Source organism: Cupriavidus sp. 05N38 (genome assembly GCF_056397345.1).
Map to the genome: position 1 here is coordinate 1 of NZ_JBFTNF010000052.1, position 26,371 is coordinate 26,371.

The 26,371-nt window shown below is 69.5% G+C and carries 27 protein-coding genes; 15 read left to right on the top strand and 12 right to left on the bottom strand.

Going from position 1 to position 26,371, the window contains the following annotated elements; all coding sequences use genetic code 11:
- Positions 1 to 167 precede the first annotated feature (167 nt).
- From rodA to AC1DK4_RS29465, 3 genes are all read left to right on the top strand, one after another.
- Positions 168 to 1,310: a rod shape-determining protein RodA gene (gene rodA, locus AC1DK4_RS29455; protein WP_441621291.1), complete on the top strand. Its 1,143-nt coding sequence runs from the start codon at positions 168 to 170 to the stop codon at positions 1,308 to 1,310.
- A gap of 192 nt (positions 1,311 to 1,502) precedes the next feature.
- The gene (locus AC1DK4_RS29460; RefSeq protein WP_441621289.1) at positions 1,503 to 2,171 is read left to right on the top strand and encodes a DUF484 family protein; all 669 of its coding nucleotides are present in this window, start codon (positions 1,503 to 1,505) and stop codon (positions 2,169 to 2,171) included.
- 39 nt (positions 2,172 to 2,210) lie between these two features.
- Entirely contained in the window at positions 2,211 to 3,308 is a 1,098-nt protein-coding gene (locus AC1DK4_RS29465) for a tyrosine recombinase XerC (protein ID WP_441621287.1), read from the top strand.
- Between the two features lie 6 nt (positions 3,309 to 3,314).
- Here AC1DK4_RS29465 and AC1DK4_RS29470 read toward each other — a convergent pair whose 3' ends face one another.
- A complete protein-coding gene (locus AC1DK4_RS29470) occupies positions 3,315 to 4,280 on the bottom strand; it encodes a transcriptional regulator GcvA (protein ID WP_441621285.1) in 966 nt (321 codons plus the stop codon).
- Positions 4,281 to 4,499: 219 nt separating this feature from the next.
- On the opposite strand from AC1DK4_RS29470, the gene AC1DK4_RS29475 reads away from it, so the two are divergent.
- The 9 genes from AC1DK4_RS29475 (at position 4,500) to pcp (ending at position 12,318) form a co-directional block, all read left to right on the top strand.
- Positions 4,500 to 4,859, top strand: coding sequence for a DUF2917 domain-containing protein (locus tag AC1DK4_RS29475; RefSeq protein ID WP_441621283.1), 360 nt, complete (start codon positions 4,500 to 4,502; stop codon positions 4,857 to 4,859).
- 163 nt (positions 4,860 to 5,022) lie between these two features.
- Entirely contained in the window at positions 5,023 to 5,754 is a 732-nt protein-coding gene (gene lipB, locus AC1DK4_RS29480; protein WP_441621281.1) for a lipoyl(octanoyl) transferase LipB, read from the top strand.
- A gap of 43 nt (positions 5,755 to 5,797) precedes the next feature.
- The gene (gene lipA / locus AC1DK4_RS29485) at positions 5,798 to 6,793 is read left to right on the top strand and encodes a lipoyl synthase (RefSeq protein WP_441621279.1); all 996 of its coding nucleotides are present in this window, start codon (positions 5,798 to 5,800) and stop codon (positions 6,791 to 6,793) included.
- A gap of 479 nt (positions 6,794 to 7,272) precedes the next feature.
- Complete coding sequence (pxpB, locus tag AC1DK4_RS29490) at positions 7,273 to 7,923, top strand: 5-oxoprolinase subunit PxpB (RefSeq protein WP_441621277.1); 651 nt, start codon at positions 7,273 to 7,275, stop codon at positions 7,921 to 7,923.
- A gap of 43 nt (positions 7,924 to 7,966) precedes the next feature.
- A complete protein-coding gene (locus tag AC1DK4_RS29495; protein WP_477131944.1) occupies positions 7,967 to 8,989 on the top strand; it encodes a 5-oxoprolinase subunit C family protein in 1,023 nt (340 codons plus the stop codon).
- 77 nt (positions 8,990 to 9,066) lie between these two features.
- Positions 9,067 to 9,807, top strand: a complete 741-nt coding sequence (gene pxpA / locus AC1DK4_RS29500) for a 5-oxoprolinase subunit PxpA (RefSeq protein ID WP_441621273.1) — start codon at positions 9,067 to 9,069, stop codon at positions 9,805 to 9,807.
- A gap of 113 nt (positions 9,808 to 9,920) precedes the next feature.
- Positions 9,921 to 10,667, top strand: coding sequence for a DUF969 domain-containing protein (locus AC1DK4_RS29505; protein ID WP_441650246.1), 747 nt, complete (start codon positions 9,921 to 9,923; stop codon positions 10,665 to 10,667).
- Positions 10,668 to 10,670: 3 nt separating this feature from the next.
- Positions 10,671 to 11,621, top strand: a complete 951-nt coding sequence (locus AC1DK4_RS29510) for a DUF979 domain-containing protein (protein ID WP_441650247.1) — start codon at positions 10,671 to 10,673, stop codon at positions 11,619 to 11,621.
- Between the two features lie 13 nt (positions 11,622 to 11,634).
- On the top strand, positions 11,635 to 12,318 hold the full coding sequence (gene pcp, locus AC1DK4_RS29515) for a pyroglutamyl-peptidase I (RefSeq protein ID WP_477131945.1): 684 nt from the start codon (positions 11,635 to 11,637) through the stop codon (positions 12,316 to 12,318).
- A 94-nt stretch (positions 12,319 to 12,412) separates the two neighbouring features.
- On the opposite strand, the gene AC1DK4_RS29520 is transcribed toward pcp, so the two are convergent.
- The 5 genes from AC1DK4_RS29520 to AC1DK4_RS29540 form a co-directional block, all read right to left on the bottom strand.
- Complete coding sequence (locus AC1DK4_RS29520; protein ID WP_477131946.1) at positions 12,413 to 13,639, bottom strand: VanZ family protein; 1,227 nt, start codon at positions 13,637 to 13,639, stop codon at positions 12,413 to 12,415.
- Between the two features lie 10 nt (positions 13,640 to 13,649).
- Positions 13,650 to 14,213, bottom strand: a complete 564-nt coding sequence (locus AC1DK4_RS29525; protein ID WP_441621326.1) for an ABC-type transport auxiliary lipoprotein family protein — start codon at positions 14,211 to 14,213, stop codon at positions 13,650 to 13,652.
- 108 nt (positions 14,214 to 14,321) lie between these two features.
- Positions 14,322 to 15,263, bottom strand: coding sequence for an MlaD family protein (locus AC1DK4_RS29530; RefSeq protein WP_477131947.1), 942 nt, complete (start codon positions 15,261 to 15,263; stop codon positions 14,322 to 14,324).
- Positions 15,263 to 16,117: an ABC transporter ATP-binding protein gene (locus AC1DK4_RS29535; protein WP_441621261.1), complete on the bottom strand. Its 855-nt coding sequence runs from the start codon at positions 16,115 to 16,117 to the stop codon at positions 15,263 to 15,265. Before AC1DK4_RS29535 ends, AC1DK4_RS29530 begins: the two co-directional genes overlap by 1 nt.
- Positions 16,114 to 17,241: an MlaE family ABC transporter permease gene (locus AC1DK4_RS29540; protein WP_441621324.1), complete on the bottom strand. Its 1,128-nt coding sequence runs from the start codon at positions 17,239 to 17,241 to the stop codon at positions 16,114 to 16,116. The genes AC1DK4_RS29535 and AC1DK4_RS29540 overlap by 4 nt, the downstream gene beginning before the upstream one ends.
- 253 nt (positions 17,242 to 17,494) lie before the next feature.
- On the opposite strand from AC1DK4_RS29540, the gene AC1DK4_RS29545 reads away from it, so the two are divergent.
- The 3 genes from AC1DK4_RS29545 (at position 17,495) to AC1DK4_RS29555 (ending at position 20,050) form a co-directional block, all read left to right on the top strand.
- The gene (locus AC1DK4_RS29545; RefSeq protein ID WP_441650250.1) at positions 17,495 to 18,373 is read left to right on the top strand and encodes a biotin--[acetyl-CoA-carboxylase] ligase; all 879 of its coding nucleotides are present in this window, start codon (positions 17,495 to 17,497) and stop codon (positions 18,371 to 18,373) included.
- The gene (locus AC1DK4_RS29550; protein WP_477131948.1) at positions 18,370 to 19,233 is read left to right on the top strand and encodes a type III pantothenate kinase; all 864 of its coding nucleotides are present in this window, start codon (positions 18,370 to 18,372) and stop codon (positions 19,231 to 19,233) included. Before AC1DK4_RS29545 ends, AC1DK4_RS29550 begins: the two co-directional genes overlap by 4 nt.
- A gap of 67 nt (positions 19,234 to 19,300) precedes the next feature.
- Positions 19,301 to 20,050: an SPOR domain-containing protein gene (locus AC1DK4_RS29555; RefSeq protein ID WP_441650252.1), complete on the top strand. Its 750-nt coding sequence runs from the start codon at positions 19,301 to 19,303 to the stop codon at positions 20,048 to 20,050.
- A 275-nt stretch (positions 20,051 to 20,325) separates the two neighbouring features.
- Here the strand turns inward: AC1DK4_RS29555 and rfaE2 are convergent, their stop codons facing one another.
- The 6 genes from rfaE2 to AC1DK4_RS29585 all read right to left on the bottom strand — a co-directional run bounded on the left by rfaE2 (position 20,326) and on the right by AC1DK4_RS29585 (position 26,350).
- Positions 20,326 to 20,820 (bottom strand): D-glycero-beta-D-manno-heptose 1-phosphate adenylyltransferase, encoded by a 495-nt coding sequence (rfaE2, locus tag AC1DK4_RS29560; protein ID WP_441621323.1) that lies wholly within the window; start codon positions 20,818 to 20,820, stop codon positions 20,326 to 20,328.
- A gap of 100 nt (positions 20,821 to 20,920) precedes the next feature.
- Positions 20,921 to 21,784 (bottom strand): ferritin family protein, encoded by an 864-nt coding sequence (locus AC1DK4_RS29565; RefSeq protein ID WP_477131949.1) that lies wholly within the window; start codon positions 21,782 to 21,784, stop codon positions 20,921 to 20,923.
- Positions 21,785 to 22,009: 225 nt separating this feature from the next.
- Positions 22,010 to 23,260: a patatin-like phospholipase family protein gene (locus tag AC1DK4_RS29570; protein ID WP_441650253.1), complete on the bottom strand. Its 1,251-nt coding sequence runs from the start codon at positions 23,258 to 23,260 to the stop codon at positions 22,010 to 22,012.
- A 40-nt stretch (positions 23,261 to 23,300) separates the two neighbouring features.
- On the bottom strand, positions 23,301 to 24,212 hold the full coding sequence (locus AC1DK4_RS29575) for a PhaM family polyhydroxyalkanoate granule multifunctional regulatory protein (RefSeq protein WP_441650254.1): 912 nt from the start codon (positions 24,210 to 24,212) through the stop codon (positions 23,301 to 23,303).
- 114 nt (positions 24,213 to 24,326) lie between these two features.
- Positions 24,327 to 25,184, bottom strand: coding sequence for an enoyl-CoA hydratase/isomerase family protein (locus tag AC1DK4_RS29580; protein ID WP_441621247.1), 858 nt, complete (start codon positions 25,182 to 25,184; stop codon positions 24,327 to 24,329).
- A gap of 182 nt (positions 25,185 to 25,366) precedes the next feature.
- A complete protein-coding gene (locus tag AC1DK4_RS29585) occupies positions 25,367 to 26,350 on the bottom strand; it encodes a fumarylacetoacetate hydrolase family protein (protein WP_477131950.1) in 984 nt (327 codons plus the stop codon).
- Positions 26,351 to 26,371 lie beyond the last annotated feature (21 nt).

The window sequence follows — 26,371 nt, forward strand, 5'->3', positions numbered from 1 at the left end:
CGCTGGACCAGCGCATGGCCCAGGCGCTCGGCCACAGCCACCCGGCGCCCGCGCCCGCCCAGGCCGCTGCGGCCCCGGTCGCCGCCGCCGCTCCGAAACCACGCGCCAAGCCCGCCGCCGCTCCCGGCGCGGGCGGCGCCAACGCTACACGCTGAAGGAGACGCGCCATGGATCGACGCCGCGTCCTGTCATTCATCAAGACGGCACTCACCGGTTTCGACAAACCGCTGGCGCTGATCGTCTTCCTGCTGTTCGCCACCGGCATCGTGGCGCTCTATTCGGCCGCCATCGACATGCCCGGCCGGGTCGAGGACCAGCTGCGCAACATCCTGCTCTCCTACGCGGTGATGTGGGTGATCGCCTACCTGCCGACCCAGACCCTGATGCGGGTCGCGGTGCCGCTCTACACGCTGGGCGTGGCCTTGCTGATCGGCGTGGCGATGTTCGGCCTGATCCGCAAGGGCGCGCGCCGCTGGCTCAACGTCGGCATGGTCATCCAGCCCTCCGAGATCATGAAGATCGCCATGCCGCTGATGCTGGCGTGGTACTTCCAGAAGCGGGAGGGCTCGGTCAGGTGGTTCGATTTCGTGACCGCGCTGCTGCTGCTGGGCGTACCGGTGGGCCTGATCGCCAAGCAGCCCGACCTGGGCACCGGCCTGCTGGTGCTGGCCGCCGGCCTCTATGTGATCTATTTCGCCGGGCTGTCGTGGAAGATTATCCTGCCGCTGCTGATGGCGCTGGTGGTGGCCGTCACCGCGCTGGTCACCTTCGAGAGCGATATGTGCGCGCCCGGCGTGAACTGGCCGGTCCTGCACGACTACCAGCAGCACCGCATCTGCACGCTGCTGGACCCCACCACCGACCCGCTCGGCAAGGGCTTCCACACCATCCAGTCGATCATCGCCATCGGCTCGGGCGGCGTGTTCGGCAAAGGCTGGCTCAAGGGCACGCAGACGCACCTCGAGTTCATCCCGGAAAAGCACACCGACTTCATCTTCGCGGTCTTCTCGGAAGAGTTCGGCCTGATCGGCAATGCCGTGCTGCTGGTGCTCTACCTGCTGCTGATCTTCCGCGGGCTGTATATCGCGGCCAATGCGCCGACCCTGTTCTCGCGCCTGCTGGCGGGCTCGATCACGCTGATCTTCTTCACCTACGCCTTCGTCAACATGGGGATGGTGAGCGGCATCCTGCCGGTGGTGGGGGTGCCGCTGCCGCTGATGAGCTATGGCGGCACGGCGCTGGTGACGCTGGGGATGGGGATCGGGATCCTGATGAGCATTTCGCGGCAGAAAAGGCTGATCCAGACCTAGGCGGAGACGACGCGGCTGCGCACCTCCGCTCCATGCACACGCCGAAGGCTGTTCCGGCTCCTCGCCCGGGAGACGGAGCAGCCTTCGTCGCTGAAGGTGGATGCATCACTTCGGAGCCCGGCGCGCAAAACCAATGGCGTACAGGCATCACCTCTTTGCTAAACTGCCCCCCAAACATCCCGGTTGAAGCCAATGAACGCCCAAGACGTCGCGACTTTCCTGCAGACCAACCCCCAGTTCTTCGAAGACCACGCCGAGCTGCTCGCCGCCGTGCAGCTGACCAGCCCGCACAGCCACCGCGCGGTGTCGCTGCAGGAGCGCCAGATGGAGATCCTGCGCGAGAAGAACAAGGGCCTGGAGCTGAAGCTGGCCGACCTGGTCCGTCACGGCCACGACAATGACCGCACGCAGCAGCGCATGCATGCGTGGCAGCTGCGCCTGCTGGCGGAGGTGGATTCGCACGCGCTGCCCTACGCGGTGCAGGATGGCCTGCAGCAGGTGTTCGAGGTGCCGGCGGTGACGCTCAAGCTCTGGCAGGTGGCCGAGGGCTACGCGCACATGGAAGTCACGCGCGGCGTGAGCGAGGACGTGCGCCTGTTCGCCGAAGGCCTGCGCGCACCCTATTGCGGCGCGAACAGCGGTTTCGAGGCGGCGGCATGGCTGGAGCGCGACGATATCGCGTCGCTGGCCATGGTGACGCTGCGCGTGCCTGCGCGGGAGCCGGGCACGCTGGGCGCCGCGTTCGGCCTGCTGGTGCTGGGCTCGCCGGAGGCGCGCCGCTTCCACGAGGGCATGGGCACGGCCTACCTGTCGCAGATCGGCGAAGTGGCGGGCGCCGCGCTGAACCGCCTGCGCGACTGAGGCTGCCATGCGCCACGGCGCGATCGCAATGGCCCGGTCATGACGCGCGGCCGGAATCCCGGGTCATCGCCCGCACCCGCCACCGCTGCCGCCGACAAGCCGGCACCGGATCCGCTGGTGCTGCGCTATCTCGAATGGCTCGCCAGCGGCCGCAAGCTGGCCGCCCACACGCTGTCCAGCTACGGGCGCGATCTCGCCGTCTTGCAGGAATACGCCACGCGCTTCGCGCCGGGCTGTGCCCTGCTGTCGCTGCAGACCCATCACATTCGCGGCTTTGCCGCGCGCCTGCATGGCGGCGGGCTGGCTGGCACCAGCATTGCCCGCACGCTGTCGGCGTGGCGCGGCTTCTACCTGTGGGCCGCGCGCCATGGCCTCGGCGTCGAGGCCAATCCGGTCGAGGGCGTGCGCGCGCCCAGGTCGGGCCACCGGCTGCCCAAGGCCTTGTCGGTCGAGCACGCTGTGGCGCTGGTTTCGCACAGCACGGGCGAGGGCGCGGAGGACGTGCGCGACCGCGCCGTGTATGAGCTGTTCTATTCGAGCGGCCTGCGCCTGTCGGAGCTGGTGCAGCTGGACCAGCGCTACACCGAGGATGGCGCGTACCGCTCGGAAGGCTGGATCGACATGGACAGCGCCGAGGTCACGGTGATCGGCAAGGGCTCGCGCCGGCGCACCGTGCCGGTCGGCAGCAAGGCCATGGAAGCGCTGCGCGCCTGGCTGGCGGTGCGCGCGCAGATGCTGCGCCCCGGCGCGGCGCCGCAGGATGCGCATGCCATGTTCCTGAATCCGCGCGGCCGGCGCCTGCCGGCGCGCACGGTGCAGTTGCGCATCAAGCAGCAGGCGATCCGCGCGGGCGTGCCGGCGGACGTGCATCCGCATATGCTGCGGCACTCCTTCGCCACGCATGTGCTGCAATCCTCCGGCGACCTGCGCGCGGTGCAGGAAATGCTGGGCCATGCCAGCGTGGCCACCACGCAGATCTATACCGCGCTGGATTTCCAGCACCTGGCCAAGGTCTACGACAAGGCGCACCCGCGCGCGGGCAGGGCGCATGCCGCGCCTGCGCCGGAACCCGACGCGAACGCCTCGTCGCCCGCGGCCGGGCCGGCTAAGCCCGCCGCGGCGCCCGGGGACGACTGAGCGCGGCTACGGCTTGCCTTCCCACTGCGCCAGGATGGCGCGGAACGCTTCCATTTCCGGCAGCATCCAGGCGCGGAACGCCTTCACCTTCGGGGATTCGAGCATGCCGGGCGAGCAGACGAAGTAGAGCAGCCACGGGCAGGGGATGCTGACATTGAACAGCCTGACCACACGCCCCGACAGCAGGTCGTTGTAGGCCAGCGAGGAGCGGATCAGCGCAATGCCGTGTCCCGCGGCGGCGGCCTGCAGCAGCAGCGAAGAGTCTTCGAGCAGCAGGCCCTTGCGCGGTTCGGGCCAGTCCAGGCCGGCGGCCTCGAACCACGGTTTCCATGGATCGCCTTCGCCGCGCAGCAGCGGCATGCCCTCCATGTCCTGCGGGTGTGCCGGCAGCTTGCCGCCGTTGAAGGCGGGGCAGCAGACCGGGAAGAACACATCGTCGAGCAGTTTTTCCACGTACAGGCCGGGATAGTCGCCGCTGCCCATGCGCAGTGCGATATCGACTTCCTCGCGTGCGAAGTCCACCAGGGTGTTGGACGACAACAGCTCCACGTCCAGTTCGGGATGCCGCTCGATGAAGCTGCCGATGCGCGGCGTGAGCCAGCGCGCGGCAAACGAGGCCATGGTGCTGATGGTAAGGCGCTTGTCGCGGCTGCCGGCCTGCAGCGTGCGCGTGGCATCGGCGATTTCCAGCAGGGCCTCGCGCACGCGCATGGCGTAGGCGCGCCCGCCGGGCGTGAGGCTGACGCGCTTGCCGTTGCGCACGAACAGCGGCTGTCCCAGCTCTTCCTCGAGCGCGCGGATCTGGTGGCTGACCGCGCCATGCGTCACGAACAGCTCGGTGGCGGCGCGCGAAAAGCTCTCGTGGCGGGCCGCGGCCTCGAACGCGCGCAGCGCGGTCAGCGCCGGCAGGCGCGGTAGCTCGCGGTGCCAGCCGCGCGGCAGATCTTTCTCCAATGCCCCTTTCAGCGCCATGACCAGTCCCGTCGCATGTGAGTTTATTTAGCAAGAACCGGGAAAATATATCGTTTTGGAAGGGCTTCGGCAATCACTAGAATGCAATGCATCGGCGCTGCGCCCGCACCGGTTCCGTTTCAGACACCGCCAGGCCCATCAAGGGGAGTGTACGAAGCGGCGGCCCATTCCGGGCAGGCGGGTGCGCACAATTGCCGATGTCAGTGAAGGATGCCCAACATGAAAACATTGCTCACAACGACCCTGTTCACCCTGAGCCCGGGCGAAGTCACCTCGCTTTCCATCCACGTGGCCCAGCGGCTGCACGTGGAAGAAGCCTCCGGCACCGATCTCTGGGTCACCCGTGAAGGCGACTCGGCGGACCACTGGCTGCGCTGCGGCGGCAGCATCCTGCTCGAACGTGGCGACGAGATCGTCCTCAGCGTGGATCCGCGCGCCGCGCAAGGCGTACGCCTGGCGCTGATCGCCGAAGCACGCCGGCCGGTCGTGAGCATGGGGCACCTGGTGGCGGGCATGGCGCGGCGCCTGGTTCGAGGGACGGAATGGACGCCTAACCAGGACCAGATCACGGCCTCCTGAGGCCGGGGCCGGCGCATCCGGGCGCAGCCACCTGCGGCTGGTGCACTCGCGCCGGCCGGGCGAGCCCGCGGACGGCGGCGGGACGTGATGACAGCGTGAAGGCAGAAAGGGGCGGCATCCTGTGCGATCCGCCCCTTTTCCTTATTTTCGTTAAACTGGCGGGATGCAATCGATACAAGTCATCGAGCAGGGCCGCCAGGACTACGAGCCGTGCTTCGACGCGATGCGTGCCTATACCGCCGCCCGCACCGCCGAAACCCCCGACCAGATCTGGCTGGTGGAACATCCCCCGGTCTACACGCTCGGCCAGGCCGGCGACCCCGCGCACCTGCTCGCACCCGACGAGGCCATTCCGGTGGTGCGCATCGATCGTGGCGGGCAGGTCACTTATCACGGCCCGGGCCAGGTCGTGGCCTATCTGCTGCTGGACCTGCGCCGGCGCCACCTGATGGTGCGCGAGCTGGTTAATGCGATCGAGCAGGCCGTGCTGGACACGCTCGCGGCGTATAATCTCGCAGCCGAACGCAAGCCCGGCGCACCTGGCATCTACCTTTCCGAAGGTGAGCACCAGGGCGCCAAGATCGCCGCGCTCGGACTCAAGATCCGCAACGGCTGCAGCTATCACGGCGTCAGCCTCAACGTGCAGATGGACCTCGCGCCCTTCCTGCGCATCAACCCCTGCGGCTATGCCGGACTGGAAACGGTCGACATGGCCACGGCGGGCGCCACCTACGCGGTGGCCGATGCGCCGGGCGCGCCTCGCCTGCCCGTGACCGCGGCCCAACAAGCCGATATCGCACGGCGCCTCGCGGCGGCGCTGGGCGACGTACTGGCAGCGGCGCAAGAGCGCGCCGCGGCTGCCGGCCCGAAACCCGCCGCGGCTCTGGTTAACTAGCTATCCAGCCGAACATGCACGCATCGCGCGTGCGGAGAAAACTATGAGCGACGCCCTGATCGCCTCTTCCAGCGAAGCCCCGCAACCCCAGGCGGAGCAGTACGATCCGACCCGCAAGCAGAAGTCCGCTGACAAGACCGCGCGCATCCCCATCAAGATCGTGCCGGCCGAGAAGCTCAAGAAGCCCGAGTGGATCCGCGTCAAGGCGGCCACCGGCAACTCGCGCTTCTACGAGATCAAGGATGTGCTGCGCGCGAACAACCTGGTCACGGTGTGCGAAGAGGCGAGCTGCCCCAATATCGGCGAATGCTTCGGCAAGGGCACGGCCACCTTCATGATCATGGGCGACAAGTGCACGCGCCGCTGCCCGTTCTGCGACGTGGGCCACGGCCGCCCCGACCCGCTCGACGCCAACGAGCCGGGCAACCTGGCCCGCACCATCGCCCAGCTGCGCCTGAACTACGTGGTGATCACCAGCGTCGACCGCGACGACCTGCGCGACGGCGGCGCCCAGCATTTCGTGGACTGCATCACGCTCACGCGCGAGCTGTCCCCCGCGACCCGCATCGAAGTGCTGGTGCCGGACTTCCGCGGCCGCCTGGACAAGGCGCTGGACATCCTGCAATCGGGCCCGCCCGACGTGATGAACCACAATATGGAAACCGTGCCGCGCCTGTACAAGCAGGCGCGCCCGGGCGCGGACTACGCGCACTCGCTCAAGCTGCTGCAGGAGTTCAAGCGCCGCAATCCCCACGTGGCCACCAAGTCCGGCCTGATGGTGGGCCTGGGCGAGACCGACGAGGAAATCCTCGAAGTCATGCGCGACATGCGCGCCCACGACATCGACATGCTGACCATCGGCCAGTACCTGGCGCCGTCGGGCCACCACCTGCCGGTGATGCGCTACGTACATCCGGACGTCTTCAAGATGTATGAGGAAGAGGCCTACAAGATGGGCTTCACCCATGCTGCCGTTGGCGCCATGGTGCGCAGCTCCTATCACGCCGACGAGCAGGCGCACCAGGCCGGCTTCGCCTGAGCCCGGGGCGTTCGCCCAGCTGCGCAGACCGGCCGGTTTCCACCGGCCGGTTTTTTTTCGTCCGCGCGGAACGCGCGAGGCGTGTGTCCCGGCGTTGCAGGCGCGCCACGATACCGGCAACCGGCGCAAGAAAATCGGATCTGGCCGATCTCCCGGGCGGATGCGGCCGGATCGCCCTTCCTGCACCGCCGTGGCCCGGGCCGGGTCCGCACGGCATGCGGCGGGACCCGGGCGTGCGCCGCCCCGGTGCCGGATGCACCAGGATGGCGTGACGTCCGGCAAACACCACCGGTAGCGTCACCGGCTTCCTAGGGTCTACCCCTAGCCCCATCATCTCCTTGTTTAGTTATCATGAATTTATCGACAAATTGTCGATGAAAATAGATTGTACTCACGGACCGCCTCCTGGCCGGCGCCGCGCCTGACGAGTCCGGTGCGCCCGCCTACACTGCAAGGCAGGTCCCTTCCCGGTGCCGCCCATGTCCCGATGTTCCGTTCACCGCTTGGCCGAACGCGCGCTGCTTTGCAGCGTGCCGCCGCCTGCCTCGCTCGACGTACAGCGCCGCATCTGGGCCATGGCCCAGCGCGCGGCCGAATGGCGCGGCGTGGTGGACGCGGTGCCGGGCATGAACAACCTCACCGTGGTGTTCGACCGCGAGGCCGATCCCGAAGCGCTCGAGCGCAACCTCAGGCTCGCCTGGGCCTCCGGCGAGGCGAGCGCCGCCACCGGCAAGCTGGTCGAGATCCCGGTGCGCTACGGCGGCGAACACGGCCCCGACCTGGCCGAGGTCGCCGCGCACACCGGGCTGAGCGCGCAGGAAGTGGTGCGCCGCCACAGCGAGGCAGAGTACGTGGTGTACTTCCTCGGCTTCCAGCCCGGCTTCGCCTATATGGGCGGGCTGGACCCGGCGCTGGCCACGCCGCGCCGCGGCGAGCCGCGGCTGTCCGTGCCGGCCGGCTCGGTCGGCATCGGCGGCGAGCAGACCGGCATCTACCCGGCCGCGGCGCCGGGCGGCTGGCAGCTGATCGGGCGCACGGCCAGCGAACTGTTCGTGGCCGACCGCGATCCGCCCTCGCTGTTCGCGCCCGGTGACACGGTGCGCTTCGTGGTCGAGGAGCTGGTGGCATGAACCGTACTGCACGTTCCGGCGCATTCGCGCGGAGGACCTTCGCGTGATTGAGATCATCCGTCCAGGCGCGCTCGCCTCGGTCCAGGACCTCGGCCGTCCCGGCTTTCGCCGTTTCGGCGTGGGCACCACGGGCGCGCTCGACAGCGTCGCCCTCACCATCGGCAACCGCCTGCTCGGCAACGCTGCCGGCGATGCCGCCATCGAATTCACGCTCGGCCGCGCGTCCGTGCGCTTCCACGCCGATATGCGGGTGGCCCTCAGCGGCGCCGAATGCAAGGCCAACCTGGATGGCGTGCCGGTGTGGTCATGGCATGCCTTCGACGTGCGGCGCGGCGAAACGCTGACCTTGTCGGCTGCGCAGGGCGGCACGCGCAGCTACCTGTGCGTGGCCGGCGGCATCGACGTGGCTCCGGTGATGGGTTCGCGCAGCACCGATCTCAAGGCCGGCTTTGGCGGGCTCGGCGGCCGCGCGCTGCGCGAGGGCGACCGGCTCGGCGCCGGGCGTCCCGGCGTGGCCGACGGCAGCGACTGGCTCGGCGTGCAGGCGCCGGCCTGGGCGCTGCCGGTGACGAAGCTTGGCAACGCCGTGCCGATCCGCATGCTGCCCGGCGTGGAGTACGACGATTTCGACCCTGCCTCGCGCGATGCGCTGTGGCAGTCCGAGTGGGTGATCACGCCCAACAGCAATCGCATGGGCCTGCGCCTGCAGGGCCCGGCGCTGGCGCGCGACCCCGCGCGCGCGGCGGACCTGCTGTCGCACGGTGTGCTGCCCGGCGTGGTGCAGGTGCCGCCGGCCGGCCAGCCCATCGCGCTGATGGCCGACGCACAGACCACCGGCGGCTATCCGAAGATCGGCGTGGTGATCGGCGCTGACCTGTGGCGCCTGGCGCAGGTGCCGCTGGGCGCGCCGGTACGCTTCGTGCGCGTTTCGCTCGAACAGGCCGCCGCGGCGCAGGCAGAACTGGACCGCTACCTGCAACAGGTTGACCAGGCCCTGCAATGGCAGGGCGATGGCCTGATGATCGCGGCGCGGCGGCGCAYCCGCACGCGCGTCGCGGTGGGCTGAGCCGCCCGCCGCAATCCAGGACAGACCCACACGGCCACGGCCGCATCCCCGGCAAAGACAGAACGAGGAGTAACGCAATGCATATCGACTTGAATGCCGACCTCGGCGAAGGCTGCGGCAACGACCGCGAGTTGCTGGCCCTGATCAGCTCGGCCAACGTGGCCTGCGGCTGGCATGCCGGCGACGCCGCCACCATGCTGCAGACCGTGCGCTGGGCGCTGGAGTCCGGCGTGGCCATCGGCGCGCATCCGAGCTACCCCGACCGCGAGAACTTCGGCCGCACCGAGATGCAACTGGCGCCCGACGCCGTGTACGCCGACGTGCTCTACCAGATCGGCGCGCTGGCGGCGCTGGTGCGCGCGCAGGGCGGGCAGCTTGCCCACGTCAAGCCGCACGGCGCGCTCTACAACCAGGCCGCGAAGGATCCCGTGCTGGCCGACGCCATCGTGCGCGCCGTGCGCGATTTCGATTCCGACCTGGTCTTCTTCGGCCTGGCCGGCAGCGTCATGGTCAAGGTCGCGCGCGAGGCCGGCCTCAAGGTGAAGGAAGAGGTCTTCGCCGACCGCGGCTACAACCCGGACGGCTCGCTGGTCAAGCGCGGCACGCCCGGCGCGCTGCACGAGGACGAAGACGTGGCCCTGGGCCAGACGCTGGACATGGTGCGCGGGCAGCGCGTGCGCGCCATCGACGGCACCTGGGTACCGATTCGCGCCGAAACCGTGTGTCTGCACGGCGACGGCGCACACGCGCTTGCCTTTGCGCGCCGCATCCGCGAGCGGCTCGGCGCCGAAGGCATCGCAATCCGCGCCGGAGCCTGAGGGGCGCGCCGCGCGCGTGCCTCAGGCCCCGGCATTACCGTGCCCCGCGGGACGTCGAGCAACATGACGCGGCGCGGGGCACTCGCCTCCATCACACTCTATTGGTGTCTCCCATGGAACAGGCAGTCAACCTCTGGCCCCTAGTCGGGGTCGGTATCATCATCCTCGGCTTCGTGCTGCGCTTCAATCCCATGATGGTGGTGGCACTTGCCGCCATCGCCACGGGCCTGGCGGCGAGCATGCCGGTCACGCAGATCTTCACCGCGATCGGCACCGCCTTCGTCAAGACGCGCAACCTGCCGCTGATCATCCTGCTGCCGCTGGCGGTGATCGGCCTGCTCGAGCGGCACGGCCTGCGCGAGCACGCGCAGGCGTGGATCTCGCGCATCGCCTCGGCCACGGTCGGGCGCCTGCTGATCGTCTACCTCGGCGTGCGCGAGCTGACCGCCGCGGTTGGCCTGACCAGCCTCGGCGGCCATCCGCAGATGGTGCGCCCGCTGCTCGCGCCGATGGCCGAAGGCGCGGCCGAGACCCGCTTCGGCAAGCTGCCCGAACCGGTGCGCCAGCGTGTGCTGGCCTTCTGCGCCGCCACCGACAACGTCGGCCTGTTCTTCGGCGAGGACATCTTCGTGGCCTTCGGCGCCATCGCGCTGATGCACACCTTCCTGCTGTCGTCCAACATCGACGTAGAGCCGCTGCATATCGCCGTGTGGGGCATTCCCACCGCGGTCTGCGCCTTCCTGATCCACGCGGTGCGCCTCAAGCGCCTGGATGGCTGGCTGGCACGCGAGATGGGCGGCCGCGCCGCCGCCGGTGCCACCGGTGCCGGCACCGCCGCCAACGTGAAGAGCGGGGAGTAAGCCATGATCGTATCCATCAACTATCTCTTCTGGCTGGCCGGCCTGGTGCTGGCCATCACCGCGCTGATGACCTTCGCCGACCGCGAGCATCCGCGCCGCTTCAGCACCGGCCTGTTCTGGGCGCTCTATGCGCTGGTCTTCCTGATCGGCGACAAGCTGCCGCCGGCCGTGGTCGGTGTGGGCGCCGTGGTGATGGCGCTGATCGCCGGCTTCGGCGGCGTGGGCCACGGCAAGCACGGCACGCTGCCGGAGGGCGAGCGCCGTGCCTCGGCCAAGCGCCTGGGCAACAAGCTGTTCATCCCGGCCCTGCTGATCCCGCTGGTGACCGTGATCGGCACTGTGCTGTTCAAGGACGTGAAGATCGCCGGCCTGGCGCTGCTCGATCCGAAGAACGTGACCTTCGTCTCGCTCGGCATCGGCTGCCTGGTGGCGCTGGCCGTGGCGTGCTGGCTCACCCGCGACAGCGTGGTGCAGGGCGTGCGCGAATCGCGCCGGCTGACCGAGTCGCTCGGCTGGGCGCTGGTGCTGCCGCAGATGCTGGCCATGCTGGGCCTGGTGTTCGCCGACGCCGGCGTGGGCAAGGCCGTGGCCCATCTGACCACCGCCTACATCAACATGGACTACAGGCTGGTGGCCGTGGTGGTGTACTGCGTAGGCATGGCGCTGTTCACGGTGATCATGGGCAACGGCTTCGCGGCCTTCCCGGTCATGACCGGCGGCGTGGGCGTGCCCATCCTGGTGAACATTTTCCACGGCAACCCGGCRGTGATGGCGGCMATYGGYATGTTCTCSGGCTACTGCGGYACGCTGATGACGCCGATGGCGGCCAACTTCAACATCGTSCCSGCMGCGCTGCTGGAGCTGGACGACAAGAACGCCGTGATCCGCGCGCAGGTGCCGACCGCGCTGATGATACTGGTCGCCAATATCGCCCTGCTGTATTTCCTGATGTAAGGGAGTGGCCGCCATGCGCACCGTGCTGCTGACCGGGTTCGAGCCGTTCGAGAGCGAACCCGTCAATCCATCCTGGGAGGCGGTGCGCGCGCTCGACGGCGAGCGCTTCGGCAGCGCCCCCGGCGATCCCGACGGCCCCGATGCGGCCATCGTCGTGGCACGCCAGCTGCCCTGCGTGTTCGGCGCCGCCAACGACGCCATGGCCGACCTGCTCGACGCGCTCAGGCCGGTGCTGGTCATCGCGGTGGGGCAGGCGGGCGGGCGCCCGGAAATGTCGGTGGAGCGCGTGGCGATCAATGTGGACGATGCGCGCATCGCCGACAACGCCGGTGYGCAGCCCGTCGATGTCCGCATTGCCGAAGACGGCCCCGCCGCGTACTTCGCCAGCCTGCCGATCAAGGCGATCGTGCGCGACATGCGCGCGGCCGGCGTGCCCGCCTCGGTGTCGCAGACCGCGGGCACCTTCGTCTGCAATCATGTCTTCTATGGCCTGATGCACCTGCTGGCCACGCAGGGCGTACCCGCGGGCGTGCGAGGCGGCTTTATCCATATTCCCTACCTGCCGGAGCAGGCCGCGCGCCATCCGGGCCAGCCCAGCCTGGCACTGGCCACGATGATCGACGGCATCCGCCGCGCGGTGGCGACCGCCCTCGCGACAACGACCGACATCTGCGAGCAGGGCGGCCAGACGCACTGAGCGTGCCGGGCGAACCGGCCGAACAGGGCGAACCCCGGGGCGGCGGCCGCGGGAAAAAGCCGCCGCGCGCCCAGGCCGGCGGCGGTGTCCTTTCCTAGCCGCCAGCCTGGCGCTGCGCCTTGCGCCGCGCGCGCCGCAGGCTGCGGCGGTCCAGCTGGAACTGCTCGAAACGCCAGATCAGGTAGAACAGCGCCAGGAACGGCCACATCCAGCCCAGCCATTGCGACAGGCTGTTGAAGTGGATGAAGCGCCCGAGCCGCCAGCCTTGCTCCGAAATCCAGGAATAAGGGTTGGCCGGCAGCAGGTTGCACAACACCAGCAGCACCATCAGCGTGGCCAGCGCCAGCGCGCCGCGCAGCCAGCGCGGCAGGCGCAGCAGCAGCACCAGCACCAGCGAGCCGGTCAGCAGCGCGAAGCGGCCGGCATCTGACAGCCAGTTGAAGGCGTTGTCATCGGGAAACTGCACTTCCGCCACCACCGCCTTGAGCAGCAGCGTGGCGGCCAGCAGCCCTGCCAGGATACGCAGCATCGGCGCCTGGCGGCGCATGGCGGCGGAGGCAAACAAGCCGGTGCCGACCCAGCCGCACGCCGTCACCAGGGATTCGAGCAACTGCTGCCCCTGGGCGTCCTCGGGCCGCAGCAGGCCGATGCCTTCGATCAGGCCGGGCAGCCCCGGCAGTACGCCCTGCAGCCACTGCACCGGCCATGAGTCGGGATCGGTCAGCCACTCGCGCACGATGCCGCCCATGCCGAACAGGTAGTCCTGCGGGAAGATCTGCGCGAACGGCCACAGCAGTATCAGGATGATGGCGAAGCTGGCATGCGGCTCGAACCACGCCATGCGCAGCTGGCGCAGCGAGCCGCGGTCGATCAGCGCGGCCGAGAACGGTGCCACCACGGCGCCCCCGAGCAGGGCGCCCAGCGCATTGGTGATGAGGTCGATATTGGACGAAATGCGGTTGGGCAGCCAGGTCTGCAGCGCCTCCATGGTGCCCGACAGCACCGCGCCCGCCGCCAGCGCCAGCAGCGTGGCGCGCGCGCCGGAGACGCGCGGATGCAGGGCCAGCACCACCAGCGCGCCGAAGGGGCAGTAGCCCAGCACATTGGTGATGATGTCGAACTCGGTCAKGTAGCGCGGCTTGGGCGCGGTSAGGAAGGCCAGCGGCGAGATGCCGTTGTCGGTCCAGCCGCTGAACGGATAGAGGCTGCCGTAGACGATCAGCAAGGTGAAGCACAGCAGGCCTACCCGCGCCAGCGGAGAGTGGCGCTGCGCCGGCGGCAGCGTAGGTGGCGGGGAAGGCGGCGGGGGAGCCGATGCCATGCGGTATCGCTTATTGCTGCGGCGGCAGCGCCGCCACCCAGTCGAGGATCGCCGCGATCACGGCATCGCTGCCCGCGGCCAGCGCCTTGACCCCGCCGGCGCCGTCCGCGCTGGGCGCGGGCTGCTCCGCCACGAAGGTCTTCTGCCCGATCAGGCCGTTGCGGAACACCGTGGCGCGCACGCGGATCACGCCGCGGCTGGCGCTGGCGGCGTCGAAGACCTGCTCGAATTCCAGCATGTCCACCTTGAGCGAGGGCGCGGTGGTGTCGGCGTACCAGGTCAGCGCGCCACGCGAGGCAACGGCCTCGCGCAGGCGCTCGTCGAACAAGCGTATCGGCGACATCACCCAGCGCTGCGTGGCGTACGGCTGCAGGCGCTCGGCCTGCGCGTAGTGAAGGCGGTAGTAGAGCCCGTTGCCGTCCATCCAGGTGGGACCGTCGGTCTGTGCCACGCGCAGCCTGGGCAGCGGCGTGGCGCCCGGCGCGGCGCCGGCGGGCGGCCCGAGGTCATAGGTGATGGTGGGCGCGGAGGGCGAGAGCGCGCAGCCGCCCAGCAGCAGGGCGGCCAGCGCCATGCCGCTGAAGCAGGGCCCGAAGCGGGGCCGGAACAGGGAGACGGTGCGCATCATGGATTGCCTCGGGGGATTGGCGTGGGTACGCGGCATGGTGGCTTTCCCTGATCCTCAGGGTGCGCTGAAGCCCGGCTCGCCCGGGCCCGGCGCGGCCGCCGGGCCGCCGAACAGCACGCTGCGCGGGCTGTCGTTGAACTGGCTGGCGGCACGGTCGATGCTGCGCATGGTCTGGCGCGCGTCGCGGGTCAGGCCGTTGACCTGCGGCAGCGTGTCCTGCGTGACGCCGCCGGYGGCCGCCTGCACCGAATCGGCGACGCCCTGGAGGTCGCGGCCGACACGGTCGACGGTGCGCAGCACCGTGCCGTCGGGACTGGCCAGCTCCTGGGTGAGGCGCCGGGCGGAGGCCAGTGTGGCGTTGAGGTTATCGGTCACCTGCGGCAGCTGGCGCACCGCCGGCTCGAGCGAGTGCGCCAGGCGCGAGTAGTCGTCGGCGGTGGTGTGCACCGAGCGGATCGCCTCCATCAGGTCGCGCCGGTTGTTGGCCTGGAACATGTCGCCGAGCGAGTCCATGATGGTTTCCAGCTGCGTCAGCAGGGTGTCGCCGCGCTTCTCCAGCTCTTCGAAGAAGCCCGCGCGCATGGCGATGCGCGCCACCGACTTGGCCGAGGTACGCAGGTGCGGGGAGGGCTGGCCGCTGCCGTTCTGCGCGGTGGCGTCGTCGAGCTGCACGTAGCCGATCCCGGTCACGCCCTGGAAGTTCAGCGTGGCATAGGTGGTGGTGGTGATGGGCGCGTCCTGGTTGACGCTGATGCGCACGATGATCTGCCCCGGCACGGCGGGATCGAAGCGGATCGACACCACCTTGCCCACGTCCAGGCCGCGGTACTTGACGTCGGCCTCCGGCCCGAGGCCGTTGACGGTGGATCGGGTGATGAGGTCGTACGGCACGCGCACGGCGTGGTCGCTGCTGAACCAGAAGATCGAGAACAGCACCAGGATCACCAGGCCGATCGTGAACACGCCGGCCAGGAAGGCGTGTGATTTGTTTTCCATCATGCTTCTCCAGAATGCGGGCCCGCCGCGGCCGGCGCCGGGGGCAGGGCCTGCATGGCGCGCCGCCCGCGCTCGCCGAGGAAATACTCGCGGATGAACGGGTGGTCGATATGCACCAGTTCGCGGATCGGCTGCGCCGCCAGCACCTTGTGGTCGGCCAGCACCGCTACGCGGTCCGACAGCGCCACCAGGGTATCGAGATCGTGCGTCACCATCACCACGGTCAGGCCCAGCTCGTGGCGCAGCTCGCGGATCAGCGCCACGTAGTCGTCGGAAGCCATCGGGTCCAGCCCCGCCGTGGGCTCGTCCATGAACACCAGTTCGGGCTCCAGGGCCAGCGCCCGCGCCAGCGCCACGCGCTTGATCATGCCGCCCGACAGGTCGGACGGCATCTTGTCCGCGTCGCGCGCGCCCAGCCCCACCAGTTGCAGCTTGAGCAGCGAAGCCTGGCAGATCAGATCGTCGGGCAGGGTGCGAAGTTCACGCAGCGGCAGTGCGATGTTGTCGATCACCGAGAGCGCGGAAAACAGCGCGCCGCGCTGGAACTGCAGCCCCCAGCGGTTGCGCAGTGCCTGCAGGCGGGCTGTGCCGAGCTTGCGCAGGTCTTCGCCGAACACGCGGATGGTGCCCGAGGTGGGGCGCTCGAGCCCGACGATCTGGCGCAGCAGTACGGTCTTGCCGCTGCCCGATCCGCCCACGATGGAGAGCACTTCGCCGCGGTAGACGTCGAGGTTCAGGCCGTCGTGCACGACCGCCTCGCCGAAGCGCTTGACCAGGTTGCGGACCTCGACCACGGTGGTGCGCTTGTCGTGCCCCACGCTGTCCGCCGCGGCGGGAACGATGGCTGTGCTCATATGCCGATGTCCTTGAAAAGGATGGCGATGATCGCATCGGCCACGATCACCACGGTGATCGAGGTCACCACCGAGGCGGTGGTGCCTTCGCCCAGGCTGCGCGTGTTGGGCTGGATGCGCAGGCCGTAGTGGCAGGCCGTGAGCGCGATCAGCATGCCGAACACCACGCCCTTGCCCAGCCCCAGCCAGAGGTTGGCTACTGGCACTGCGTCCGGCAGCGCGCGCAGGAAGAAAGCTGCGCTGAGACCGAGCTGGAGGCGCGCGGCGAGGATGCCGCCGGCCAGCGCCATCACGTCGGTCCAGGCCACCAGCAGCGGCATGGCCACGGCCAGCGCGATCACGCGCGGCATGATCAGGCGAAAGCCGTGCGAGATGCCCATCACGCGCATCGCGTCGAGCTCCTCGGTGACGCGCATCACGCCGATCTGCGCGGTGATGGCCGAGCCCGAGCGCCCCGCGACCAGGATCGCCGCCAGCACCGGCCCCAGCTCGCGGATCACCGCCATGCCGAGGATGTTGACGATGAAGATGCTGGCGCCGAAGGTGCGCAGCTGGTTGGCCGAGAGGTAGGACAACACGATGCCTATCAGGAATCCGACCAGCGCGGTGATGCCGAGCGCCTTGTAGCCCGCGTTGTGGATATTGGCCGAGATCTCGCGCCAGGGGCCGCGCTGCGGCGCGCGCAGGAAGCGCAGCAGGTCGAAGGCAAGCTGGCCCAGCATGGTCACGCCATTGCCGATCTGCGCGATCATCGACAGGATCGAGGCGCCCAGCAGCGTCACCGGGTTGAAGCGGTCCACCATGTGCTTCTTCCAGTTTTCGCGGCGCAGCCCGGCGATGCGGCCGAACACGCGGCGCTGCGCCTCGTTGGCCTCGAGCCGCGCGGGCAGCTTGCTGCCCCACGCCTGCCACATCAGCTGGGCGCCGATATGGTCGAGCCGGCCCAGGCCCGCCAGGGACCATTGCGCGTCGGCGCCAACCAGGTGCAGCTCATGGCGCAGCGCACGGGCGTGATGGCAGTCCGACAGCGCGAGCGCGGTCCAGTCGCCGCGCAGGTGCGCCGTTGCCGCTCCGTCCGCGCGCGTCACTTCAATCGCAGGCGTGCTTAGGCTTTCCAAGAGGATGGGGGAAGTGATGGGCAAGTCCCGATTCTAAGCCACCCGCAGGGCCAGCGGGCGCCTGGCGGGGCGCAAGCGCCCGCGCCTCTCCGATCCGTCACCCGATCCATCACCCGATCCATCACCCGATCCGTGAGCGATGGGCGCGGCTACAATGCGGGCTGGCCCGCCCCGCAGGGGGGACGCCGTGCGCGGCCCTTGCGCCCATTGTGCTCCGTGCTTCCCGTGTTTCCCCTGCTTTCCGTCTACATTGCTCCGCATGTCCTCTGACCAGCCTTCGCTCCCGCCGTCCTCGCCTTCGCCGCCGGCACCCGCCTGGCGTATCGACACCGGGCGCCTGCGCGCCGCGCTGGACGGCGCCGCGCGCGACTGGGCGCTGGACGTGGTCGACGAGACCGGCTCCACCAATGCCGACCTGACGCTGGCCAGCCGCAGCGCTGCGTGGGGCGAGGCCGGCGCGCTGCGCCTGGCCTATCGCCAGACCGCCGGGCGCGGGCGCCAGGGCCGTCCCTGGCAAGGCCAGGCCGGACTGACCTTCTCGGTCGCGTTGCCGTTGCCGCTGGCGCCGTCGCGGCTCAGCGGGCTGAGCCTGGCCGTCGGCCTGGCGCTGGCCGAGGCGCTGGCCGACTGCGATGCACGGCTTGGCGCCGCCGTCGGCCTGAAATGGCCCAACGACCTGCAGATCGACGGCCGCAAGCTGGCCGGCATCCTGATCGAATCGGTGCCCGCGGGACCGCAGCGGGTGTGGGCGGTGATCGGCATCGGCCTGAACCTGGTGCGCGATGCGCAGATGGAAGTCGCGCTCGGGCGCAGCCTGGCCGGCGTGGGCGAGTACCTGCCGGCGGCCGACCCGACCGCGCTGCTGGCTGCCGTGCTGAACCGGCTCGCGGCGATGCGCGTGCAGTTCATCGCCACCGGCTTCGCGCCGATGGCGCAGCGCTGGTCTGCGCGCGACGCTTATCGCGACCAGCCCGTGCGGCTGCTGCACGATGGCCAGGTGCAGGCCGAAGGGCTGGCGCGCGGCGTGGATGGCGAAGGCCACCTGCTGCTTGAAACGGCTGCCGGGCTGGAGCGTGTTTCCAGCGGCGAGGTCTCGCTGCGGCCGGCGCAGCCCGGCACCGGCGGAGCGCAGGCATGAGCATCGACGTGGCCAGCGCATCCGCGGGCACGGCGGCCGTGCCGCAACTGCTGATCGATATCGGCAACACCCGCCTGAAATGGGCCTGGTGCCAGCAAGCCTGGCCCGGCGCGGTCGCGGAAGGCCCCTTGCCCGCGCCGTGGCAGCACTGGGGCGCGGTGGCCCACGACGAACTTGCCACCCTGCTGGCGCAGTGGGGCGCGCTGCGCGAGACCATGCCCGCCGGCACGCGGCCGCTGGTGTGGGTCAGCAACGTGGCCGGCGCGGCCTTGGCGGCCAGCCTGCAGGCCGCGCTGGATACGGAGTTCGGCGCCGGCACCAAGGCCAACTGGGTGCGCTCGGCGCCGCGCTTCGGTGGCCTGGTCAACGGCTACCGCGATCCCGGCCWGCTCGGCGTGGATCGCTGGATCGGCAGCATCGGCGCGCGTTGCTACCGCCCGCATGGTGCCTTGCTGATCGTCACCGCCGGCACCGCCACCACGCTCGACGTGGTGAGCGCGCAGGACCGCTTCGAGGGCGGCCTGATCCTGCCCGGGCTGGACCTGATGCTGGGCGCGCTGGCGCGCAACACCGCGCAGTTGCCCGCGCTGGGGGCCGGCGATGCCGGCCTTGCCGCGCCCTGGGCCGACAATACGCGCGACGCCATCGCCGCCGGCTGCCTGGCGGCGCAGGCCGGTGCCGTGGAGCGCACCTGGCGCGCCCTGGCCGAACGGGGGCCGGTGCGCTGCCTGCTCTCGGGCGGCGCTCGCCACATACTCGCCAACGCGCTCTCCATGCCGTTCGAGATGCACGATAATCTCGTGCTGCTCGGCCTGCATGTCATGGCCACGCAGAGCGGACTCGATACCTTGCCGGGCTGAGCCCGCGTTGTCCGGATTTTCCCAACTCCTTCACGCCCGACCCGGCGTTCCGCCCCGCATCGCCCCCATGCTCCTGCGAAACCTGTTCATCCTGCTGGCATTGCTCAACGCCCTGTTGCTGGCCGCCGTGCTCGGCGCCTTCGGCCCCCGGCCTTTGTCAGGATGGCTGGAAAGCCCGCGCGAGCCCGAACGCGCCGCCCAGCAGACGCGCGCCGAACGTTTCCGCCAGCTGGCGCGGCAAGAAGGCGCGCATGCGGCCTCCGCGCCCGCGCCGGCGGCTGCGCTGCAGCAGCTCGAACCGGGCCAGGGCGCGCCGGACGCGCCAGGCGCCAGCGCCGTGCAGGCAGCCGCGCCCGCCGCGGCCTGCGTGGAGATTGGGGGCTTCAACGGGGAACTGGTGCGGCGCGTGGCCGACGAGCTGGCCGGCGCGCCGCCGGGGGGCTGGCGGGTCGAGCAGTTCGAGCGGCAGGAACAGGCGCGCTGGTGGATCCACCTGCCGCCGCAGGCTTCGCGTGAAAACCTGGAGCGCAAGCTGGGCGAGCTGCGCCGGCGCAATATCACCGATGTGGCGGTGGTCAGCGGCGGCTCGCCGGAAACCTATACGGTATCGCTTGGCCTGTTCCAGGAGCGCGAGCATGCCGAGCACTTCCTCGACAACCTGCGCGAACACGGCGTGCGCACCGCGCTGCTGAGCGACGCGCCGCATCCGCTCACGCGCCAGTGGCTGCGTGTGCGCAACGTCGATGCCGCGCTGCGCACGCGCCTTGATGAGGTGCGCCGCCGCTATGGCGTCCAGGCCATGCTGACCTGCGCCTGAGGCTGCTTCAAAAAGATCCTGGCGTCGTTGCGCGGCCTTGCCGTACCGGTTGTACTGTCTGCGGCCGCGCCCTTGCAGGGCGCATGCGCGCTGGCAGGCGCGCACCGCTGCGCAGGCGGATCACTGCGTGATCCGAATTCCCTGCTCCGCCCTAGCCAGGACCGCTTCGCTTCATTTTGAAACAGCCTCAGGGGGCTGCTTCAAAAAGATCCTGGCGTCGTTGCGCGGCCTTGCCGTACCGGTTGTACTGTCGTTGCGCGGCTTGGGCCAGGGGCTCAGCCGCCCTGGCGCACCTTGGCCAGCAGCTTGGTGGTGGAGCGGTCGTGCCGGAACGCGATGGCGTGCGCCTGCCCGCCCCAGCTGCGCACCAGCCGCGTTTCTTCGAGCGTATTGATGTCGTAGTCGCCGCCCTTGACGTAGATGTCCGGGCGCACCAGCCGGATCAGCTCCACCGGCGTCTTTTCGCGGAACATCACCACCAGGTCCACCGATGCCAGCGCGGCCAGCAGTGCCATGCGGTCCGTCTCGTGATTGAGCGGGCGGTCGTCGCCCTTGCCGAGCATGCGGACCGAGGCGTCGCTGTTGACGCCCACCACCAGGCTGGCGCCCATCTCCCTCGCCTGCGCGAGGTAGGTGGCATGCCCGCGGTGCAGGATGTCGAAGACGCCGTTGGTGAAGACCATGGGGCGCGGCAGCGCGGCCAGATGCTCCGCCAGCGCTGCGGCGTTGTCGGGCGGGACCAGTTTGGACTCGAAGGAGGCGGGGAGCATGGCGATGGGCGGCGGGTTGGCTTGAAAAAACAAAGCCCCATCATCGGATGGGGCTCGTCACTCCGAAGGCGCTAGGCAACCTCCGGCGCAAAGGGCGGGCTCAGGCCTGCGCGGGCTGCGCGCCACCTGCGGCCTGCAACCGGGCATTCAGTTCCTTCCGGTAGCGGTTCAGGTCCTGCACCGTCTCGAAAGTGCGCTCGAACAGCAGCGACATATTGTGCAGGATCCGCTCGATCACCTTCTTCTCCCAGCCTTCGTCGAAGCGGATCTGTTCGTCGAGCCAGTGCTCGAGCCAGTCCGGATCCGGCAGCCGCGACTGGATGGTGTCGTTCGGGAACAGGTTCTTGTTGACGTGCAGGTTGGTCGGGTGCAGCGGCTTGTCGGTGCGGCGCGCCGAGGCCATCAGCACGCCGATCTTGGCAAACGCCGAGCGCGCGCTGTCGCCGAACTGGTTGAGGTATTTCTTCATGTAGCGCAGGTAGGCGCCGSCRTGGCGGGCTTCGTCCTGCGACAGGGTGCGGTAGATCTGCTTGATGACCGGCTCGGTGTGCCATTCGGCGGCACGGCGATACCAGTGGTTCAGGCGGATTTCCCCGCAGAAATGCAGCATCAGGGTTTCCAGCGGCGGGGCCGGGTCGAACTCGAAGCGCACGGCGTGCAGTTCTTCCTCGGTCGGCACCAGGTCCGGGCGGAAGCGCCGCAGGTATTCCATCAGGACCAGCGAGTGCTTCTGTTCTTCAAAGAACCAGATGCTCATGAAGGCCGAAAAGTCGGAATCGTGGCGGTTGTCGCGCAGGAACATCTCCGTGGCGGGCAGGGCCGACCATTCCGTGATGGCATTCATGCGAATCGTCTTGGCCTGGTCGTCGGTGAGCAGGCTCGGGTCGAAGGAATCCCAGGGGATGTCCTTGTCCATGTGCCAACGGACCGCTTCCAGCGATTTGAACAGTTCGGGGTAGAGCATGGTAAGCCTTTGAAATTACGCGCAGATTCTACCAGATGCGAATTATTCCCAACGCCCTTTTTGTGTCGAAAGCAAGAGCTTGCCTGCGCCTTGGCCCGCGCAAGGCAAACTAGTGGGCGAATATCGCGCCTGGGTGGCCGCTTACCGGTCCCGTCCGTTCGCGTTCCGGGAGGATCGACAAGCACAAAGGGAATAATAAGCCACTCATGGCGCGGGCCATATAGGTTAGGCCGTCACGCCTGTCGGTGGTTCGCGCTGAAATGCAGCCGCGGGCGCGTCGGCAGGCCCGGGCCTGCCGCCGGTGTCCGGCGCGACGGCGTCGTACAGGAAAGCGGCGAGTTCGTGCTGCTGCGCCATCGCGTCCCGCTCGCCGAGGCCGATCAGCGCCTTGGTGAACTCCGGCTCGAACAGCAGGTAGCTGGCGAAGGCGGCGCCGCGTGCCTCGGTGCCGCCCAGCGGCGCCAGCAGCGCGCGCACGGTGCGCGGCAGCCGTTGCACGTGTTCGGCGGCGATGGCTTCGATGGGTTCGCTGGGCGCGACGGTCATCACCTGGATCGGGCGCCAGCCTTCGCGGTCGTTGGCGATTTCCGGCATCCGCGACAGCAGGCTGTTGATGTGCTGCAGCCGTTCCAGGTCCGCGGAAAGACCGTCCAGGAAGATGCTCGCCAGCGCTTGCCCGCCCACCTGCGCCAGCGACGGGTAGCCGCCCGCCGGCACGGTGTCGAACCAGCCCGGGCGCTGGCGCGAGGCCGCGCCGATGGCCAGGATGCGCGAGGCGCCCAGGTGGATGGCCGGCGAGAGCGGCGACATCTGGCGCATGGTGCCGTCGCCGAACCACTCGTGGTGGCCCTCCAGTTCCAGCGGCAGCGCGGGAAACAGGAACGGGATCGAGGATGAGGCGAGCAGGTGGTCCACGCCGATCTTTGCCTCCACCGCCAGCCGCTGGCTGCGTTTCCACGGATGGATGCGGCGGTGCGACTGGTAGAAGGTGACGTGGCGGCCGGTGGTATAGGACAGCGCGGTCACGGCAAAGGCCTGCAGGTCGCCGGCATCCAGGCTGTCCTGCACGCGCTCGGGATCGAACAGCTCGCTCAGCATGCTGCCCAGCGGGGTGTTGTCGAACAGCGCGCGCGGCGCGCGGCGGGTTGCCCACCCGAAGGCCAGCGCGGAGAGCCAGCGCGCGCCCGAGGCGCCCACGCCCATCAGGCCGGTACGGTAGACGTCCTCGGCGTGGATGCCGCTCCAGAGCGCGCCCAGGCTGTCGGCCGCGGCGCGGAAGTTGGCGGCGTTGATGGCCATGCCGGCGCCGTTGATGGCGCCGGCCGAAGTGCCGCAGATGATGTCGAAGGGAATGCGGCCGCGATCGCGCCCGTGCCGGGCGGCGATGCGTGCGATGCCGCGCAGCACGCCGGCCTGGTAGGCCGCGCGCGCGCCGCCGCCCAGCATGATCAGCGAAGTGGTCTTCTGTGACGGCATGGGCTTTGGGGCGGGTTCAGGGGACAGGCCGGGCGCTGCCTCAGCTTTCGTCGCCGGGCGAGCTGTCCGGCTTGGCGGTGGCGGGTGTCTTGCTTGCCGGCCGCTTGGCCGGTGCCTTGGCCGGGGTCTTGCTCGCGGGCTTGGCGGGCGCCTTGCCGGCGGGTTCCGCCGCGGCTTTCGTGCCGGTCTTTGCGCCGGTCTTTGCGCCAGTCTTTGCAGCGGATTTCCCGGCGGGCGCCTTTTTTGCCGGCTTGGCCGTGCCGGCCGCCGCCTCGCCGCGCGGCGCCGTCGCCGGCGTGGCCGGTGCGGGCTCGGGCGTGGCCGCGCCCGGCATGCCGAAGCTGCCGAGGTTGCCGAACGGATTCAGGCTGGAGGTGGCGGCGCTGGCGGCGATCTGGTTGAACTGCTGCTGCAGCATGTCCCACCAGATGCCGGCGTTGGGCGCCGCGGCGCCTTCGTGGCTGCCGGCTTGGGCGGCCCCGGCCTCGGGTGCATCGGCGGCTTCGGGCTGCCCTTCCTCGGGGCCGTTGTCTTCCTCGTCCTCGTTTTCTTCCACCGTGGGCTCGGGGCGCGCGCGGAACGGCGGCGACGGCTCCTCCTTGCGCTGGTGCGGCGGCACGGCGCTGGGCGCGTTGGCGGCACGCGCCACGTTTTCCATCGCGCTTTGCATGGCCTCGGGCGAGAGCGCGCTGCCGAAGGTCTGCAGCGCCACCAGGGTGGCGCGCTGGACTTCCAGGCCCTGGATGGTGGTGCGCAGCAGGTTCACATTGAGCTGCAGCCAGCCTTCCACCGCCTTGAGGTCCTGGATGCGCTTCTCCAGCTCTTCCAGGTCCATCGGTGGGGTCATGGCCTGCAGGCCGGGCATCAGGCCGCCGGGCATGCCGGCAGCACTGCCCCACATCTTGCGCAGGAACTCGAAGCCGTTGGTGAAATCAGGAATCTGGCCAAACATGGTCACTCGCCTCCGAGGGGTCGGCAGCCGGCATGGCCGGCTGCGGGGGTCGAACTACTTTAATCGGATTGCATCAAGCGGACTGCATCAACGGACTGCAACAAGCGGACTGCCTCAATCGAACTGCGGCGGCCGCTTTTCCCGCAGGCTGGCCACGCCTTCCTGCACGTCGGGGCCGGCAAAGCCCATGAATTCAAGCGCCAGCGAGCTGTCGAACGACGGGCCCGCCATGCGCAGCCAGTTATTGAGCGCGTACTTGGTCCAGCGGATCGCGGTCTGGGAGCCGGCGGCCAGCCGGCGCGCCACGTCGAAGGCGCGCTCGACCAGTTCCGACTCGTCCACCACCAGCGACACCAGCCCGATGCGCTCGGCCTCTTCGCCGCTCACCGACTCGCACAGCATCAGATAGTACTTGGCCTTGGCCATCCCGCACAGCAGGGGCCACACGATGGCGGCATGGTCCCCGGCCGCCACGCCCAGCCGGGTATGGCCGTCGACGATGCGCGCGTTCCTGGCGGCGATCGAGATATCGGCCAGCAGCCCTGCCACCAGGCCGGCGCCCACGGCCGGGCCGTGCATGGCGGACACGATGGGCTTGTCGCAGTTGATGACGTTGTAGACCAGGTCGCGCGCCTCGTGCCATACGCGCGTGCGGGTGGCGAAGTCGTTGGCCATGTCCTCGACCAGCGAGAGGTCGCCGCCGGCCGAGAAGCCCTTGCCTTCGCCGCGGATCAGCGCCACGCGGATGTCGGGGTCGGCGGAGACGTCGCGCCAGATCTCGGCCAGCTCGCGGTGCATATTGGCGTCGGCGGTGGCCAGCTTGCGGTTGGCCGACTGGTCCGCGCCCATCACGATCTCGAGGATGGGCCCGTGCTGGCGCAGGGTCAGCGCGCTGTAGCGGGCATAGCGCGGCGAAAGCGGCGGGGTGCCTTCGGGAGCGGGGGGCGGGGCTTGCGGGGGGAGTGCGGACATGGGCTGCGATGGCCTTGGCCATTCCATAGTGGAGCGTGGGCCGGGCCGCGCCAGGCGGCCCGGGGCGCCGCCGGCGGCTGCGGATCCGGTGATCGCGCAACCGGTGGCAATTCGCCAACCGAGCGGTCGGTAAATTATAAGCACGTCGGCCGCGCCGCCGCCAGCGGCCGCCGTGCGTCGTCTCAGCTGCGCGCCGACACCAGCTGGTCGATGGCGCCGAACACCGAGTGGCCCTGCGCGTCGAACATCTCGATCTTGACCGCGTCGCCGAACTTCATGAAGCCGGTGACGGGCTGGCCACCGTCGATGATCTCCAGCATGCGCTTCTCGGCGATGCAGCAGTAGCCCTTGCTGCGGTCCACGTTGGAAATCGTGCCCGAGCCGACGATGCTGCCGGCGCGCACATTGCGCGTCTTGCAGATATGCGCGATCAGCTGGCCGAAATCGAACACCATGTCGGTGCCGCAATCGGGCCAGCCCACTTTCTTGCTGTTCCAGTGCACCGTCATCGGCAGGTGCACGCGGCGCTCGCGCCAGGCTTCGCCCAGCTCGTCCGGAGTCACCGCCACCGGCGAGAACGCCGTGGCCGGCTTGCTCTGGAAGAAGCCGAAGCCCTTGCCCAGCTCGGCCGGGATCAGGTTGCGCAGCGACACGTCGTTGGCCAGCAACAGCAGGCGGATGCCCTCGGCGGCCTGCGCGGGCGTGGYGCCGGCCTTGACGTCGCCGGTGATGACGGCCACCTCGGCCTCGAAGTCGATGCCGTGGGCCTCGCTGGCGCACACGATATCGTCGTGCGGGCCGAGCAGGTCGTCGGAGCCGCCCTGGTACATCAGCGGATCGGTCCAGAACTCGGGCGGCATCTCGGCGCCGCGCGCGCGGCGCACCAGTTCGACGTGGTTCACGTAGGCGGAGCCGTCGGCCCACTGGTAGGCGCGCGGCAGCGGCGCCATGCAGGCACGGGGATCGAAGGCGAAGGGATGGCGTCCGCGGCCGGCGTTGAGGGCGTCGTAGACGTCCTGCAGCTGCGGCGCATAGAAGTTCCAGTCGTCCAGCACGGCCTGCAGCGTGCCGGCGATATCGTTGACGTAGTGCGCGGTCTTGAGGTCGCGCGAGACGACCACGAGCTGGCCGTCGCGCGAGCCGTCCTTGAGGGTGGCGAGTTTCATGTATTCGGGAACATTGGGACA